Source organism: Streptomyces shenzhenensis, assembly GCF_021462265.1.
GTDB classification, from domain to species: Bacteria; Actinomycetota; Actinomycetes; order Streptomycetales; family Streptomycetaceae; genus Streptomyces; species Streptomyces shenzhenensis.
In genome coordinates, this window is record NZ_JAJONF010000001.1 from 406,514 (window position 1) to 422,860 (window position 16,347).

General features: G+C 69.9%; 14 protein-coding genes and 1 pseudogene. 12 read left to right on the plus strand and 3 right to left on the minus strand.

Going from position 1 to position 16,347, the window contains the following annotated elements:
* Positions 1-37 precede the first annotated feature (37 nt).
* Together LQ326_RS01935 and LQ326_RS01940 are read right to left on the minus strand one after the other, a co-directional pair.
* Positions 38-1,267, minus strand: coding sequence for a DUF349 domain-containing protein (locus tag LQ326_RS01935; RefSeq protein ID WP_234531713.1), 1,230 nt, complete (start codon positions 1,265-1,267; stop codon positions 38-40).
* A gap of 135 nt (positions 1,268-1,402) precedes the next feature.
* Positions 1,403-2,224, minus strand: coding sequence for a peptidylprolyl isomerase (locus LQ326_RS01940; protein ID WP_234531714.1), 822 nt, complete (start codon positions 2,222-2,224; stop codon positions 1,403-1,405).
* 179 nt (positions 2,225-2,403) lie between these two features.
* Between LQ326_RS01940 and LQ326_RS01945 the strand changes: the two genes are divergently transcribed.
* Positions 2,404-3,114: an MBL fold metallo-hydrolase gene (locus LQ326_RS01945; RefSeq protein ID WP_234531717.1), complete on the plus strand. Its 711-nt coding sequence runs from the start codon at positions 2,404-2,406 to the stop codon at positions 3,112-3,114.
* An 11-nt stretch (positions 3,115-3,125) separates the two neighbouring features.
* Positions 3,126-4,388: a histidine--tRNA ligase gene (gene hisS, locus LQ326_RS01950; RefSeq protein WP_234531719.1), complete on the plus strand. Its 1,263-nt coding sequence runs from the start codon at positions 3,126-3,128 to the stop codon at positions 4,386-4,388.
* A 223-nt stretch (positions 4,389-4,611) separates the two neighbouring features.
* On the opposite strand, the pseudogene LQ326_RS01955 reads toward hisS, so the two are convergent.
* Positions 4,612-4,923 (minus strand): annotated as a pseudogene (locus tag LQ326_RS01955) (ATP-binding cassette domain-containing protein); the annotation flags it as partial.
* A 156-nt stretch (positions 4,924-5,079) separates the two neighbouring features.
* On the opposite strand from LQ326_RS01955, the gene LQ326_RS01960 reads away from it, so the two are divergent.
* The 10 genes from LQ326_RS01960 to aroC all read left to right on the plus strand — a co-directional run bounded on the left by LQ326_RS01960 (position 5,080) and on the right by aroC (position 16,328).
* Positions 5,080-5,736, plus strand: a complete 657-nt coding sequence (locus LQ326_RS01960) for a vitamin K epoxide reductase family protein (protein ID WP_181803164.1) — start codon at positions 5,080-5,082, stop codon at positions 5,734-5,736.
* A gap of 55 nt (positions 5,737-5,791) precedes the next feature.
* A complete protein-coding gene (locus tag LQ326_RS01965; RefSeq protein ID WP_234531720.1) occupies positions 5,792-7,147 on the plus strand; it encodes a replication-associated recombination protein A in 1,356 nt (451 codons plus the stop codon).
* Positions 7,148-7,449: 302 nt separating this feature from the next.
* On the plus strand, positions 7,450-8,064 hold the full coding sequence (rpsD, locus tag LQ326_RS01970) for a 30S ribosomal protein S4 (RefSeq protein WP_181803162.1): 615 nt from the start codon (positions 7,450-7,452) through the stop codon (positions 8,062-8,064).
* A 240-nt stretch (positions 8,065-8,304) separates the two neighbouring features.
* The gene (locus LQ326_RS01975; protein WP_234531917.1) at positions 8,305-8,745 is read left to right on the plus strand and encodes a DUF948 domain-containing protein; all 441 of its coding nucleotides are present in this window, start codon (positions 8,305-8,307) and stop codon (positions 8,743-8,745) included.
* 12 nt (positions 8,746-8,757) lie between these two features.
* Positions 8,758-9,105, plus strand: coding sequence for a hypothetical protein (locus LQ326_RS01980; RefSeq protein ID WP_234531722.1), 348 nt, complete (start codon positions 8,758-8,760; stop codon positions 9,103-9,105).
* Positions 9,105-11,777, plus strand: coding sequence for an alanine--tRNA ligase (alaS, locus tag LQ326_RS01985; RefSeq protein WP_234531724.1), 2,673 nt, complete (start codon positions 9,105-9,107; stop codon positions 11,775-11,777). The genes LQ326_RS01980 and alaS overlap by 1 nt, the downstream gene beginning before the upstream one ends.
* A gap of 14 nt (positions 11,778-11,791) precedes the next feature.
* Positions 11,792-12,256, plus strand: a complete 465-nt coding sequence (ruvX, locus tag LQ326_RS01990; protein ID WP_234531732.1) for a Holliday junction resolvase RuvX — start codon at positions 11,792-11,794, stop codon at positions 12,254-12,256.
* Between the two features lie 123 nt (positions 12,257-12,379).
* Positions 12,380-14,086, plus strand: a complete 1,707-nt coding sequence (gene mltG / locus LQ326_RS01995) for an endolytic transglycosylase MltG (RefSeq protein ID WP_234531733.1) — start codon at positions 12,380-12,382, stop codon at positions 14,084-14,086.
* A complete protein-coding gene (locus LQ326_RS02000; RefSeq protein ID WP_234531734.1) occupies positions 14,067-14,906 on the plus strand; it encodes a shikimate dehydrogenase in 840 nt (279 codons plus the stop codon). The genes mltG and LQ326_RS02000 overlap by 20 nt, the downstream gene beginning before the upstream one ends.
* 237 nt (positions 14,907-15,143) lie before the next feature.
* Entirely contained in the window at positions 15,144-16,328 is a 1,185-nt protein-coding gene (aroC, locus tag LQ326_RS02005) for a chorismate synthase (RefSeq protein WP_234531735.1), read from the plus strand.
* Positions 16,329-16,347 lie beyond the last annotated feature (19 nt).

Here is a 16,347-nt window from a genome sequence, read left to right on the forward strand (position 1 = left end):
CCCCTCTGGGTGTTCCTGGGGAAACTGTGCGGGGAACTCAGCCGCCGAACTCCTGCAGGCCCTTCAGGGCCTGGTCCAGCAGTGCCTGGCGGCCCTCCAGCTCACGCTCCAGCTTCTCCGCCTTCGACGTGTTGCCCTGGGCGCGGGCCTGCTCGATCTGCGTCGTCAGCTTGTCCACGGCGGCCTGCAGCTGGCCGGTCAGACCCGCGGCACGCGCGCGTGCCTCCGGGTTGGTCCGGCGCCACTCGGCCTCCTCGGCCTCCTGGATGGCCCGGTCGACCGTGCTCATCCGGCCCTCGACCTTCGGACGTGCGTCGCGCGGCACATGGCCGATGGCCTCCCACCGCTCGTTGATCGAGCGGAAGGCGGACCGCGCGGCCTTCAGGTCGGTGATCGGCAGGAGCTTCTCGGCCTCGGCGGCCAGCTCCTCCTTCAGCTTCAGGTTCTCCGTCTGCTCCGCGTCCCGCTCGGCGAAGGCCGAACCGCGCGCCGCGAAGAACACGTCCTGGGCGCCGCGGAAGCGGTTCCACAGGTCGTCCTCGTGCTCGCGCTGGGCGCGGCCGACGGCCTTCCACTCGGCCATCAGCTCGCGGTAGCGCGCGGCCGTCGGACCCCAGTCCGTCGAGTCCGACAGCGCCTCGGCCTCGGCGACCAGCTTCTCCTTGGCCTTGCGGGCGTCCTCGCGCTGGGCGTCGAGCTGCGCGAAGTGCGCCTTGCGGCGCTTGGAGAACGCCGACCGGGCGTGCGAGAAGCGGTGCCACAGCTCGTCGTCCGACTTGCGGTCGAGGCGCGGCAGGCCCTTCCAGGTGTCCACCAGGGACCGCAGCCGCTCACCGGCCGCCCGCCACTGGTCGGACTGCGCCAGCTGCTCCGCCTCGACGACCAGGTCCTCCTTGGCCTGCCGGGCCTCGTCGGACTGCTTGGCACGCTGCGCCCGACGCTCCTCGCGGCGCGACTCCACGGTCTTCACCAGTTCGCCGAGCCGGGTGCGCAGTGCCTCCAGATCACCGACCGCGTGGTGCGCCTCCACCTGCTCGCGCAGGTGGTCGATGGCGGCCTGGGCGTCCTTCGCGGAGAGGTCGGTGGTCTTTACTCGCTTCTCGAGGAGGCCGATCTCGACAACCAGGCCCTCGTACTTGCGCTCGAAGTAGGCCAGCGCCTCCTCAGGGGAGCCGGCCTGCCAGGAACCGACGACCTGCTCGCCGTCGGCCGTACGCACGTACACGGTCCCCGTCTCGTCGACGCGGCCCCACGGGTCGCTGCTCACAGCGCCTCCTCCACATGATGCCCGCGAGGGGCCTCAGCGCCCCCGGGCATCGTCCACAGTTTCGTCACGGCCAACATAGGCGACCGGCGGGTTGCCTGTCCGCATCCCGCGCGACCGAAATCTCGCAGTTGGTGGTCAGGATTTCGTGACCGTGGCCTTGTTGATCACAACCGTCGCATTGGGGGCTCCGTCACCCTGGCCGGTGTTCTCACCCGCGGCGGCGATCTTCTTCAGGATCTTCATTCCGGCCGCGTCGACCGTGCCGAACGGGGTGTAGCTGGCAGGCAACTGGCTGTCCTGGTAGACCAGGAAGAACTGGCTGCCGCCGGTGTGCTTCTGGCCCGTGTTGGCCATCGCGACCGTACCCGCCGGGTACACACCGCCCTTCAGGCTTTTGTCCTTCAGGTTCTCGTCAGGGATCGTGTACCCCGGACCGCCGCTTCCGGTACCCGTCGGGTCGCCGCACTGCAGCACGTAGATGCCGTTGGTGGTGAGCCGGTGGCACTTGCTGTGGTCGAAGTAGCCCTTCGACGCGAGGAAGTTGAACGAGTTCACGGTGTGCGGGGCCGCCGACGTCTTCAGCGCGATGCCGATGTCGCCGCAGGTCGTCGCCAGCGTCATCGTGTACTTCGCCGACGTGTCGATCGTCGTCGCCGGCTCCTTCTTCCAGCTCATCTTCTTCACCGAGCCGGCGGCGGCCTTCTCGCACGGATCGGGCGCCTTGCTGGTGGCGGAGGCGCTGGGAGTCGTCTCCGAGCTGGCGTTCGCCTTGTCGTCGTGGTTCTTCAGCGCACCGGTCGTGTACAGCACGACACTGCCGATCACGATCACGCCGAGCACGGACGCGATCACGGAGTTGCGCATGCGCGCCTTGCGCCGCGCGCTGGTACGCCGCTGCTGCTGCCGCAAGAACTTCTCCCGGGCGAGCTGACGCCGCCGCTGCTCCTGGCTGACCACCGGGTTCTCTCCTCATGCGTGTCGTGTGTCGACGGGTACGCGTGCGTCCTGTGCGCTGTGTGAGCCGACTGCTGCGTGTAGCCCCCGTACCGTATATGGGTTCGCTGAGGAAACGGCAGCGCCGGTAGGCTCTGGACCACAGCTTGTAGCCACCCGAATCGACACAACGAAGGACGATCGTGCTCATTGCCGGGTTCCCCGCCGGGGCCTGGGGGACGAACTGTTATCTCGTCGCCCCCGCCGCCGGCGAGGAGTGCGTGATCATCGACCCGGGCCATCAGGCCGCCGAAGGCGTCGAGGAAGCACTGAAGAAGCATCGGCTCAAGCCCGTCGCGGTCGTCCTCACCCATGGCCACATCGACCATGTGGCCTCGGTCGTCCCCGTGTGCGGAGCGCACGGCGTACCGGCCTGGGTCCACCCCGAGGACCGGTACATGCTGAGCGACCCCGAAAAGGGCATCGGCCGGTCCATCGGCATGCCGCTGCTCGGCGAGCTGACCGTGGGGGAGCCGGACGACGTCCTCGAACTGGCCGACGGCGTACGGCTGGAGCTGGCCGGACTCGAACTCTCCGTCGCGCACGCGCCGGGCCATACCAGGGGGTCGGTGACGTTCCGGATGCCGGAGACGGCCGAGATCCCCTCGGTCTTCTTCTCGGGTGATCTGCTCTTCGCCGGCTCCATCGGACGCACGGACCTGCCGGGCGGCTCCATGGACGACATGCTGGCCTCGCTGGCCCGTGTCTGTCTGCCGCTCGACGACTCCACCGTGGTGCTGTCCGGCCACGGCCCCCAGACGACCATCGGCCAGGAGCGCGCCACCAACCCCTATCTGCGGCAGGTGGCCGCCGGCCCGGGAGCGCACGCCGACGCTCCCCGACGAGGAATGTGACGAGAACTTCCGTGAGCACCTTCAAGGCCCCCAAGGGCACGTACGACCTGATCCCGCCGGACAGCGCCAAGTACCTGGCCGTCCGCGAGGCGATCGCCGCGCCGCTGCGCAACTCGGGGTACGGCTACATCGAGACCCCGGGCTTCGAGAACGTCGAGCTCTTCGCGCGTGGTGTCGGCGAGTCCACCGACATCGTCACCAAGGAGATGTACGCCTTCGAGACCAAGGGCGGCGACCGGCTGGCGCTGCGCCCCGAGGGCACCGCCTCCGTCCTGCGCGCGGCCCTGGAAGCCAACCTCCACAAGGCCGGGAACCTCCCCGTCAAGCTCTGGTACTCCGGCTCGTACTACCGCTACGAGCGTCCGCAGAAGGGCCGTTACCGCCACTTCTCGCAGGTCGGCGCGGAGGCGATCGGCGCCGAGGACCCGGCCCTGGACGCCGAGTTGATCATCCTGGCCGACCAGGCGTACCGCTCGCTGGGCCTGAGCGACTTCCGCATCCTGCTCAACAGCCTGGGCGACAAGGAGTGCCGCCCGGTGTACCGCGCGGCGCTCCAGGACTTCCTGCGCGGACTGGACCTGGACGAGGACACCCTGCGCCGGGCCGAGATCAACCCCCTCCGCGTCCTGGACGACAAGCGCGAGTCGGTCCAGAAGCAACTGGGCGACGCGCCTCTCCTGCGCGACTACCTCTGTGACGCGTGCAAGGCGTACCACGAGGAGGTCCGTGATCTGATCACGGCCGCGGGGGTCTCCTTCGAGGACGACCCGAAACTGGTCCGCGGCCTCGACTACTACACCCGCACCACCTTCGAGTTCGTCCACGACGGCCTGGGCGCCCAGTCCGCGGTGGGCGGCGGCGGCCGCTACGACGGGCTGTCGGAGATGATCGGCGGCCCCTCGCTCCCGTCCGTCGGCTGGGCGCTGGGCGTCGACCGCACGGTGCTGGCCCTGGAGGCGGAGGGCATCGAACTCGGCATCCCGTCGGCGACCAGCGTCTTCGCGGTGCCGCTCGGCGAGGAGGCGCGCCGCGTGCTCTTCGCGAAGGTCACGGAGCTGCGCCGGGTCGGCATCGCGGCGGACTTCTCCTACGGCGCCAAGGGGCTCAAGGGCGCCATGAAGAACGCCAACCGCAGCGGCGCCCGCTACACGATCGTCGCCGGCGAGCGGGACCTCGCCGAGGGCATCGTCCAGCTCAAGGACATGGAGTCCGGCGAGCAGTCGGCGATCGGGGTCAACGAGATCGTCGCGGAGCTGGAGTCCCGGCTGGGCTGACCGGTCGGCCGGGGCGGCGCCGGGGTGTTCTTCACCCCGGCCCGTCCTGTCTCCGAGAGCTCGGCCCTCTCGGTCCCGATGTCCCTCCGCCCGCCACCGACGTGGTGCGGGAGAAGCGAGACGGAAAGTCTTCGTCGCCTCTCGGGCGGGTCGCGGGAACGGCCAGTCCACCAGGCCCGGCCGCATCGGGTATGTCACCGCCGATGTTCAGGTCGTCCGAGGACCGCGCGAAATGCCGGGCCGTCAACCCGCCGGGCGCCGGTTCATCCTGCCGGACGATGCGCACACGGGATCTCCACGCGCGCGTACCCGTCGCCCGGTCCGCGCCCGGGACCGGGACCTCGCCCGCGTCCCCGGCGCGGTTGCCCTGGATGATCTCCACCCTCGTCCTCCTGCCCGCCCCGTGGGGTCCGAGCAGGCCGAACACCGCGCTCCGCCGGATGCCCGGAGAGACGCCCTGCACCGCGGTCACGTCGCCGTGTCGCCTGCGCGGTCCGCGGACGTCCACCGCGAGTTCGTATCCCTGTGCTGTCATGCCCCTGAGCATCGGCCGGAACCGAGCGTTTCGGGACGACCGTGCGTACTTCCTTATGTCCACCGAACGGTGGACGGGGCGCCTCGTGCGGCACAATGACCCCTGATGGCCCCTGCCCGAAGAAGTTCCAACTCCCCAACAGACGGAATCGGCGTGATGAGCAAGACGACAGTCAAGGACGTCTCCACCGAGCCCGAGCCCGAGCACACCTCCGCGGCATCGCGCACGGAGGGCGGCAGCCGGGCCTTCGCGCTGCTGCTGATCATCACGGGCGCCGCCGGCCTGCTGGCCGCGTGGGTCATCACGATCGACAAGTTCAAGCTGCTCGAAGCCAAGGTCGAGGGCAAGACGTTCACCCCCGGGTGCAGCCTCAACCCGGTCGTCTCCTGCGGCAGCGTCATGGAGTCCAAGCAGGCCGCCGCCTTCGGCTTCCCGAACCCGATGCTCGGCCTGGTCTGCTACGGCATCGTCATCTGCGTCGGCGTGAGCCTGCTGACCCGCGTCCGCTTCCCGCGCTGGTACTGGCTGACCTTCAACTTCGGCACGCTGTTCGGCGTGGGCTTCTGCACCTGGCTGCAGTTCCAGTCCCTGTACCGGATCAACGCGCTGTGCCTGTGGTGCTCGCTGGCCTGGGTCGCCACGATCACCATGTTCTGGTACGTGACCTCGTTCAACATCCGCAAGGGTTTCCTGCCGGCCCCGACCTGGCTGAAGTCGTTCTTCGGCGAGTTCACCTGGGTGCTGCCGGTCCTGCACGTCGGCATCATCGGCATGCTGATCCTGACCCGGTGGTGGGACTTCTGGACCAGCTGACGGCCCGGCGACCGGCCCCGCGGGGATTGTCAGTGGTGTGACTTAGGGTTTCAGGGTGGAACCCGACCTGTTCACCGCCGCCGCAGAAGAACGCCAGGAGAAGGACCCGACGGGCAGCCCCCTGGCGGTGCGGATGCGCCCGCGCACCCTCGACGAGGTGGTGGGCCAGCAGCACCTGCTGAAGCCGGGGTCCCCGCTGCGCAGACTGGTCGGCGAGGGCTCCGGCGGCCCGGCCGGACCGTCGTCCGTGATCCTCTGGGGGCCGCCCGGCACCGGCAAGACGACCCTCGCGTACGTCGTCTCCAAGGCGACCGACAAGCGGTTCGTGGAGCTCTCCGCCATCACCGCCGGCGTCAAGGAGGTCCGCGCGGTCATCGACGGAGCCCGCCGCGCCACCGGGGGCTACGGCAAGGAGACCGTCCTCTTCCTCGACGAGATCCACCGCTTCAGCAAGGCCCAGCAGGACTCCCTGCTCCCGGCCGTCGAGAACCGCTGGGTCACCCTGATCGCCGCGACCACCGAGAACCCGTACTTCTCGGTGATCTCCCCCCTCCTCTCCCGCTCCCTCCTGCTCACCCTCGAACCGCTCACCGACGACGACGTCCGCGGGCTCCTGCGCCGGGCCCTCGCCGACGAGCGCGGCCTCAAGAACGCCGTCGCGCTTCCCGAGGACACCGAGCAGCACCTGCTGCGCATCGCCGGCGGCGACGCCCGCCGTGCCCTGACCGCCCTGGAGGCGGCCGCCGGCGCCGCCCTCGACAAGGCCGAGACCGAGATCGGCCTCGGCACCCTGGAAGAGGTCGTCGACCGCGCCGCGGTCAAGTACGACCGCGACGGCGACCAGCACTACGACGTCGCCAGCGCCCTCATCAAGTCCATCAGGGGCTCGGACGTCGACGCCGCTCTGCACTACCTGGCCCGCATGATCGAGGCCGGCGAGGACCCCCGTTTCATCGCCCGCCGCCTGATGATCTCGGCGAGCGAGGACATCGGACTCGCGGATCCGAACGCCCTGCCCATAGCCGTGGCCGCCGCCCAGGCCGTCGCCATGATCGGCTTCCCCGAGGCCGCCCTCACCCTCAGCCACGCGACCATCGCCCTCGCCCTCGCCCCCAAGTCCAACTCCGCGACCACCGCGATCGGCGCCGCCCTGGAGGACGTCCGCAAGGGCCTGGTCGGCCAGGTGCCCCCGCACCTGCGCGACGGGCACTACAAGGGCGCCGCCAAACTCGGCCACGCGCAGGGCTACGTCTACCCGCACGACCTGCCCGAGGGCATCGCAGAGCAGCAGTACGCCCCGGACACCGTCAAGGACCGCGAGTACTACACCCCGACCCGGCACGGCTCGGAGGCGCGGTACGCCGACGCGGTCGAGTGGACCAGGAAGCACCTCGGTCGCAGGCGGTCCTGAACAGCCTGTAGAATCCCTCGAAGCGCTGAGTCCCGCGCTGTCAGAGCGGGACAGTCAGCCGGAACCCCCGCAAGGGGGATCCAGGAGCGTCGCGCACCGTCGAACGGTGTCGCGGGCAGCCCACCACCATCCGTCGCACGGCGGGACCGGTCGGTGGGCCCTCGCGTGCTGCACGTATGTGCCCAGACCAGGGGAGCGGCTGCCCACCAGACCCGGCAACGGGTCCCGGCGGGTTTCCCCGGCTGCGGATTGCGACCTCCCTCAACCCTGACAAGCCGAAAACCAGAAGGAAGAAAGAGACAGTGGCGAACCAGTCCCGCCCCAAGGTCAAGAAGTCGCGTGCCCTCGGCATCGCGCTGACCCCGAAGGCCGTCAAGTACTTCGAGGCCCGTCCCTACCCGCCGGGTGAGCACGGCCGCGGCCGCAAGCAGAACTCGGACTACAAGGTCCGTCTGCTGGAGAAGCAGCGTCTGCGCGCGCAGTACGACATCTCCGAGCGTCAGCTGGTCCGTGCCTACGAGCGTGCCTCCAAGGTGCAGGGCAAGACCGGTGAGGCCCTGATCGTCGAGCTGGAGCGCCGCCTCGACGCGCTGGTCCTGCGTTCGGGCATCGCCCGCACGATCTACCAGGCCCGCCAGATGGTCGTCCACGGCCACATCCAGGTCAACGGCCAGAAGGTCGACAAGCCGTCCTACCGCGTGCGTCCGGACGACGTCATCCAGGTCCGCGACCGCTCGAAGGACAAGACGCTCTTCCAGATCGCCCGTGAGGGCGGCTTCGCCCCCGACGGCGAGACCCCCCGCTACCTGCAGGTGAACCTCCGCGCCCTGGCCTTCCGCCTGGACCGCGAGCCGAACCGCAAGGAAGTTCCGGTCATCTGCGACGAGCAGCTCGTCGTCGAGTACTACGCCCGCTGATCAACAGCCGGGTGTAGCACCTCAGCGTCAGCCCGCCGTCTCCCCGCCCTTCCGGGCGGCCGAGGCGGCGGGCTTCCGCATCTCGGCACCCTCGAAGTCCGGCTTCCGCGCGCGGTAATCCGGTACGGAGTCACATCCCCGGCGCGATAGGCTCGGGTGCAGACTTTTCGATGGTGATCCACTTGTAGTTGATCCACGTTGCAGTTGATCCACGTGGTCCAGGCACGAGACAGGGAGCGGGTGCACGCGGTGTCCGGTGGAGAGGTGGCCGGGATGCTGGTGGCCGTCTTCTGGGCGATCCTGGTCTCCTTCCTCGCGGTGGCACTCGTGAGGCTGGCCCAGACGCTCAAGGCGACCACCAAGCTCGTGGCGGATGTGACCGACCAGGCCGTCCCGCTGCTCGCCGACGCCTCCGCGGCCGTGCGCTCCGCGCAGACCCAGATCGACCGGGTCGACGCGATCGCCTCCGACGTCCAGGAGGTCACGTCCAACGCCTCCGCGCTCTCCACCACCGTCGCCTCCACCTTCGGCGGCCCGCTGGTCAAGGTCGCGGCCTTCGGGTACGGCGTGCGCCGGGCGCTGGCCGGCCGCAAGGCGGACGTGCCCGTGAAGGAGCCCAGGCGTACGGTGATCGTGGGCCGGACCGTCCCCGCCGCACGGCGGAAGAACCGGGGAAAGTAGGAGCCAGGCCATATGTTCCGCCGTACGTTCTGGTTCACCACTGGTGTCGCCGCCGGAGTGTGGGCCACCACCAAGGTCAACCGCAAGCTGAAGCAGCTGACTCCCGAGAGCCTCGCCGCGACCGCCGCGAACAAGGCGCTGGAGACGGGCCACCGGATCAAGGAGCGGGCCGTCGGCTTCGCACTCGACGTCCGCGACAACATGGCCCAGCGGGAGGACGAACTGGGCGAGGCGCTGGGCATCAACGCGAACCCCGAACTCCCCGCCCCCCGGCGGCTCGCCGCCATCGAGAACCGCAGCAACCCGGAGTACGCCGACGACAGGACGACGTACTCGTACAACCGGAATGAGGACCACTGATGGAGTCGGCTGAGATTCGCCGCCGCTGGCTGAGCTTCTTCGAGGAGCGCGGGCACACCGTCGTCCCTTCGGCGTCGCTCATCGCGGACGACCCGACTCTGCTCCTCGTCCCGGCCGGCATGGTGCCCTTCAAGCCCTACTTCCTGGGGGAGGTCAAGCCGCCCTTCGACCGCGCCACGAGCGTGCAGAAGTGCGTGCGCACCCCGGACATCGAAGAGGTCGGCAAGACCACCCGGCACGGCACCTTCTTCCAGATGTGCGGCAACTTCTCCTTCGGCGACTACTTCAAGGAAGGCGCCATCAAGTACGCCTGGGAGCTGCTCACCAGCCCCCAGGACAAGGGCGGTTACGGCCTGGAGCCCGACCGGCTGTGGATCACCGTCTACAAGGACGACGACGAGGCCGAGCGCATCTGGCACGACGTCGTCGGCGTGCCGAAGGAGCGCATCCAGCGCCTCGGCATGAAGGACAACTACTGGTCCATGGGCGTCCCCGGCCCGTGCGGCCCGTGCTCCGAGATCAACTACGACCGCGGCCCCGAGTTCGGCGTCGAGGGCGGCCCCGCCGTCAACGACGAGCGGTACGTGGAGATCTGGAACCTGGTCTTCATGCAGTACGAGCGCGGCGAGGGCATCGGCAAGGACAACTTCGAGATCCTCGGCGAGCTGCCCAGCAAGAACATCGACACGGGCCTCGGCCTGGAGCGTCTCGCCATGATTCTGCAGGGCGTGCAGAACATGTACGAGATCGACACCTCCATGGCCGTCATCAAGAAGGCCACCGAGCTGACCGGCGTCCACTACGGCGCCGCCCACGCCTCGGACGTCTCGCTGCGCGTGGTCACCGACCACATGCGCACCTCGGTGATGCTCATCGGCGACGGCGTCACCCCCGGCAACGAGGGCCGCGGTTACGTCCTGCGCCGCATCATGCGCCGCGCCATCCGCAACATGCGCCTGCTCGGCGCCACCGGCCCGGTCGTCCTCGACCTCATCGACACCGTGATCGAGATGATGGGCCAGCAGTACCCGGAGCTGGTCACCGACCGCGAGCGCATCGAGAAGGTCGCCGTCGCCGAGGAGAACGCCTTCCTCAAGACGCTGAAGGCCGGCACCAACATCCTCGACACCGCCGTCACCGAGACCAAGGAGGCCGGCGGCAAGGTCCTCGCCGGTGACAAGGCGTTCCTGCTCCACGACACCTGGGGCTTCCCGATCGACCTCACCCTCGAAATGGCCGCCGAACAGGGCCTTTCCGTGGACGAGGAGGGCTTCCGCCGCCTGATGAAGGAGCAGCGGGAGCGCGCCAAGGCCGACGCCCAGGCCAAGAAGACCGGGCACGCCGGCGCCGGCGCCTACCGCGAGATCGCCGACAAGACCGGTGAGACCGACTTCATCGGCTACTCCGACACCGAGGGCGAGACCACGATCGTCGGCATCCTCGTCGACGGTGTCTCCTCGCCGGCCGCCGCCGAGGGCGACGAGGTCGAGATCGTCCTGGACCGCACCCCCTTCTACGCCGAGGGCGGCGGCCAGATCGGCGACACCGGCCGGATCAAGGTCGACACCGGTGCCGTCATCGAGGTCCGCGACACCCAGAAGCCGGTCCCGGGCGTCTACGTCCACAAGGGCGTCGTCCAGGTCGGCGAGGTCACGGTCGGCGCCAAGGCCCACGCCTCGATCGACTCCCGCCGCCGGACCGCGATCGCCCGCGCCCACTCGGCCACCCACCTCACCCACCAGGCGCTGCGCGACGCCCTCGGCCCGACGGCCGCCCAGGCCGGTTCCGAGAACCAGCCCGGCCGCTTCCGCTTCGACTTCGGCTCGCCGTCCGCCGTGCCGACGGCCGTGATGACCGACGTCGAGCAGAAGATCAACGAGGTGCTCGCCCGCGACCTCGACGTGCGCGCCGACATCATGGGCATCGACGAGGCCAAGAAGCAGGGCGCCATCGCCGAGTTCGGCGAGAAGTACGGCGAGCGGGTCCGCGTGGTGACCATCGGCGACTTCTCCAAGGAGCTGTGCGGCGGCACCCACGTCCACAACACCTCCCAGCTGGGCCTGGTCAAGCTGCTCGGCGAGTCGTCGATCGGCTCGGGTGTGCGCCGTATCGAGGCCCTCGTCGGTGTCGACGCCTACAACTTCCTGGCCCGTGAGCACACGGTCGTCGCGCAGCTCCAGGAGCTGATCAAGGGGCGCCCGGAGGAGCTGCCGGAGAAGGTCTCCGCCATGCTCGGCAAGCTGAAGGACGCCGAGAAGGAGATCGAGAAGTTCCGCGCGGAGAAGGTGCTGCAGGCCGCCGCCGGACTCGTCGAGTCCGCCAGGGACGTGCGCGGGATCGCCGTCGTCACCGGTCAGGTCCCGGACGGCACCACCCCGGACGACCTGCGCAAGCTGGTCCTCGACGTGCGCGGCCGCATCCAGGGCGGACGCGCCGCCGTGGTCGCCCTCTTCACGGTCAACAACGGCAAGCCGCTCACGGTCATCGCCACCAACGACGCCGCCCGTGACCGTGGCCTCAAGGCCGGTGACCTGGTCCGCGCCGCCGCCAAGACCCTCGGCGGCGGGGGTGGCGGCAAGCCGGACGTTGCCCAGGGCGGCGGCCAGAACGCGGCCGCGGTCGGCGAGGCCATCGACGCCGTCGAGCGCCTCGTCGACGAGACCGCCAAGTAAGGAAACGGTCGGAAATGCGCAGAGGACGTCGACTCGCGATCGACGTCGGGGACGCCCGGATCGGGGTCGCCTCGTGCGACCCCGACGGGATCCTCGCCACCCCGGTCGAGACGGTCCCCGGCCGGGACGTCCCGGCGGCCCACCGCCGGCTGCGGCAACTGGTCGAGGAGTACGAACCGATCGAGGTCGTCGTCGGGCTCCCGCGCTCCCTCAAGGGGGGCGAGGGCCCGGCCGCCGTCAAGGTACGGGCCTTCGCCGAGGAGCTGGCCCGGGGCATCAAGCCGGTCCCGGTCCGGCTGGTCGACGAGCGGATGACGACCGTGACGGCCAGTCAGGGACTGCGGGCCTCGGGAGTGAAGTCCAAGAAGGGCCGCTCGGTCATCGACCAGGCCGCCGCTGTGATCATCCTCCAGCAGGCACTGGAATCCGAACGGGTGTCAGGTAAACCACCCGGCGAGGGCGTCGAAGTGGTCATCTGATCGCGATACGGTAACGTTCCGCGCGATGCGATGGTTTTCGAACAGCCACCGCACAGCAAGAGGCGGAACGGTCAAGCGGCCCACCAGCCGCATGACGCGCCGCCTCGCGGCTCTAGGGGATCGATGACTGAGTATGGCCGGGGCCCAGGCTCCGAACCGTGGCATCCGGAGGACCCGTTGTACGGGGACGACGGATGGGGCGGACAGCAGGCCCACGTGGGCCAGCAGTCCCCGTACGGCGGTCAGCCGCAGCACTACCCGCAGCAGTCGCAGCAGCAGTACGGCGACTGGAGCCAGCACCCGCAGGGCGGGTACGACCAGCAGCAGTACGCGTACTACGACGAACAGGGCCAACTCCAGTACGCCGACGGGCACGGTCAGCAGCAGTACGACCAGCAGTACGTCGGACATGCTCCGCAGCAGTACCACCAGGGCACCTGGGACGCGACCGGCACCCACGGCCACGTTCCCTACGCCGCCGACCCCGGCGACCCCTACGGTCAGCAGCCCGTGGCCTACGGCAGCGAGCAGCCCGACTTCTACGGCACCGAGGACGCCTACCCGCCCCCGGAGCCGCCCGGCCGCCGGCGCCCCGAGCCGGAACCGGAGCCCGTCGTCGAGGAGGAGGAAGAGCAGCACCCCTTCTTCACGGGCGCCGACGACGGCGACGCCGACGACGGTGACGACGACTCGAAAGGACGCCGCGGTGGTGGCCGCGGCAAGGACGCCAAAGGCGGCAAGGGCGCCAAGAAGCGCCGCAGCGGCTGCGCCTGCATGGTGGTCTGCCTGGTCTTCGGCGGTGGCGCGGCCACCGTCGGCTACTTCGGCTGGCACTTCTACCAAAATCGTTTCGGCGCGGCCCCGGACTACGCGGGCAGCGGCAACTCCGAGACCGTGACCGTCCAGATCCCCAAGGGCGCGGGCGGATACGAGATCGGCCGCCGGCTGAAGGAGGCCGGTGTCGTCAAGAGCGTCGACGCGTTCGTCCACGCGCAGACGCAGAATCCGAAGGGCGACACGATCCAGGCGGGTGCCTACACCCTCAAGAAGGAGATGTCCGCCGCGAGCTGCGTGCTCTTGATGCTCGACCCGAAGAGCCAGGCCAATGTGGTGGTCACCCCGGGCGAGCGTGCCGCGGCCGTCTATGTGGCCCTCGACAAGAAACTCGGCCTTTCCGCGGGTGCCTCCAAGAAGGTCGCCAGGGCCGAATACAAGAACCTCGGTCTGCCGAGCTACGCGAACACCAACAGCAAGATCATGGACCCGCTGGAGGGCTTCCTCTACCCGGGCACCTATCCCGCGGCCAAGGGCATGAAGCCCGACGCGATCCTGAAACAGATGGTCGCCGCGGCCAAGGAGGAGTACGCCAATTACGACCTCGCGGCGGAGGCCAAGAAGTACGACCTGGACAGCCCGCTGCAGGTCATCACGGTCGCGAGCCTCGTCCAGGCCGAAGGCAAGACGCACGACGACTTCCGCAAGATGGCGGAGGTGGTCTACAACCGTCTCAAGCCGACGAACACCGAGACGAACCAGTTGCTGCAATTCGACTCGACCTTCAACTACCTGAAGGGCACCAGCAACATCCACATCAGCGAGTCGGAGATCAACAGCAACCGGGACCCGTACAACACCTACACCCAAAAGGGGCTTCCGCCCGGTCCGATCGGAAACCCCGGCGAGGACGCGCTGAAGGCGGCACTGAATCCGACCGACGACGGCTGGATGTACTTCGTGGCGACCGACGGCGTGAACAACACCGAATTCGCCAAGACCAACGCCGAATTCGAGAAGCTCAAGGAAAAATTCAATGCCAACTCGGGCAACTGATGCCCGCCGGGCCGCCGTGCTCGGTAAGCCCATCGCCCACTCCCTCTCCCCGGTGCTGCACCGGGCCGCGTACGACGAACTCGGGCTCACCGGCTGGTCGTACGAGCGTTTCGAGATCGACGAGGCCGCACTGCCCGGCTTCCTCGGGGCGCTGGGGCCGGAGTGGGCCGGGCTGTCGCTGACCATGCCGCTGAAGCGGGCGGTCATCCCGCTGGTCGACGAGATCAGCGAGACGGCCGCCTCCGTCGACGCGGTCAACACCGTCGTCTTCACCGAGGACGGCCGTCGGCTCGGGGACAACACCGACATCCCGGGCATGGTCGCCGCGCTCCGCGAGCACGGCATCGAACAGGTCGACTCCGCCGCGATCCTCGGCGCCGGGGCCACCGCCTCCTCGGCACTGGCCGCGCTGGCCCGGATCTGCACCGGCGAGGTCGTCGTCCACGTCCGCAGCGCGGAGCGCGCCGCCGAGATGCGGCACTGGGGTGAGCGGCTCGACGTCGAGGTCCGCATCGCCGACTGGGCCGACGCCGAGCAGGCCCTGCGCGCCCCCCTGGTGATCGCCACCACCCCCGCCGGCACCACCGACGCCCTCGCCGCCGCCGTACCCGAACGCCCCACCACCCTCTTCGACGTCCTCTACCACCCCTGGCCCACCGCCCTGGCCGCCCGCTGGTCCATGTTCGGGGGCGCCGTGGTCAGCGGCCTCGACCTCCTGGTGCACCAGGCCGTGCTCCAGGTCGAGCAGATGACCGGCCGCACCCCCGCGCCGCTGGAGGCCATGCGCCGGGCCGGGGAGAAGGCGCTCGCCGACCGCTGAGGGCTGTGCCGAGGACGCGGCGCCGGCCCCGTTCGCCCGCGGCGCCGTCCTGGCGCCCGTCCGGGCGCGGACGCGGCAGATCCGCGTCCGACTGCTGGACCGTCGGCCGGGTCCGGCGCCCGGACGTGGGAGGATCGGAGGTGGCGGACCGGGGCCCGCGCACCCGGTCGGCCGTCGCCGTACGCGAGGACACGCGTACGCAGGGCAGTACCAGGGCGCGAGCACTGAGGAGCATCGTTGAGCAGGCTGCGTTGGCTGACCGCGGGGGAGTCCCACGGTCCCGCCCTTGTCGCGACGCTGGAGGGCCTTCCCGCCGGCGTGCCGATCACGACCGAGATGGTCGCCGACCACCTGGCGCGACGGCGGCTCGGCTATGGCCGCGGTGCGCGTATGAAGTTCGAGCGTGACGAGGTCACCTTCCTCGGCGGTGTCCGGCACGGCCTGACCCTCGGCTCGCCGGTCGCGATCATGGTGGGCAACAGCGAGTGGCCCAAGTGGGAGCAGGTCATGGCGGCCGACCCGGTCGACCCGGAGATCCTCGCCGGACTCGCCCGCAACGCCCCGCTGACCCGGCCCCGTCCCGGCCACGCCGACCTCGCCGGCATGCAGAAGTACGGCTTCGACGAGGCCCGCCCGGTCCTGGAGCGCGCTTCCGCCCGGGAGACCGCGGCCCGCGTGGCGCTCGGCGCCGTCGCCCGGTCGTACCTGAAGGAGACGGCCGGCATCGAGATCGTCTCGCACGTCGTCGAGCTGTGCTCGGTGAAGGCTCCGGCCGGCGTCTACCCGACCCCGGCCGACGTCGAGAAGCTGGACGCCGACCCGCTGCGCTGCCTGGACGCCGACACGTCGAAGGCGATGGTCGCGGAGGTCGACCAGGCCCACAAGGACGGCGACACCCTCGGCGGTGTGGTCGAGGTGCTGGCCTACGGCGTCCCCGTCGGCCTCGGCTCGCACGTCCACTGGGACCGCAAGCTGGACGCCCGCCTCGCCGGCGCTCTCATGGGCATCCAGGCGATCAAGGGCGTCGAGATCGGTGACGGCTTCGAGCTGGCCCGGGTGCCCGGCTCCAAGGCCCACGACGAGATCGTGGGCACCCCCGAGGGCATCCGCCGCGTCTCCGGCCGGGCCGGCGGTACCGAGGGCGGCCTGTCCACCGGTGAGCTGCTCCGGGTCCGGGCCGCGATGAAGCCCATCGCGACCGTGCCGCGCGCCCTGCGGACCGTCGACGTGACGACCGGTGAGGCCACCCAGGCCCACCACCAGCGCTCCGACGTCTCCGCGGTTCCGGCCGCCGGTATCGTCGCCGAGGCCATGGTCGCGCTCGTCCTCGCGGACGCGGTCGCCGAGAAGTTCGGCGGCGACTCGGTGACCGAGACCCGGCGCAACGTGCGGTCGTACCTCGACCACCTGGCCATCCGGTGACCGGCGCGCCGAAGGTGGT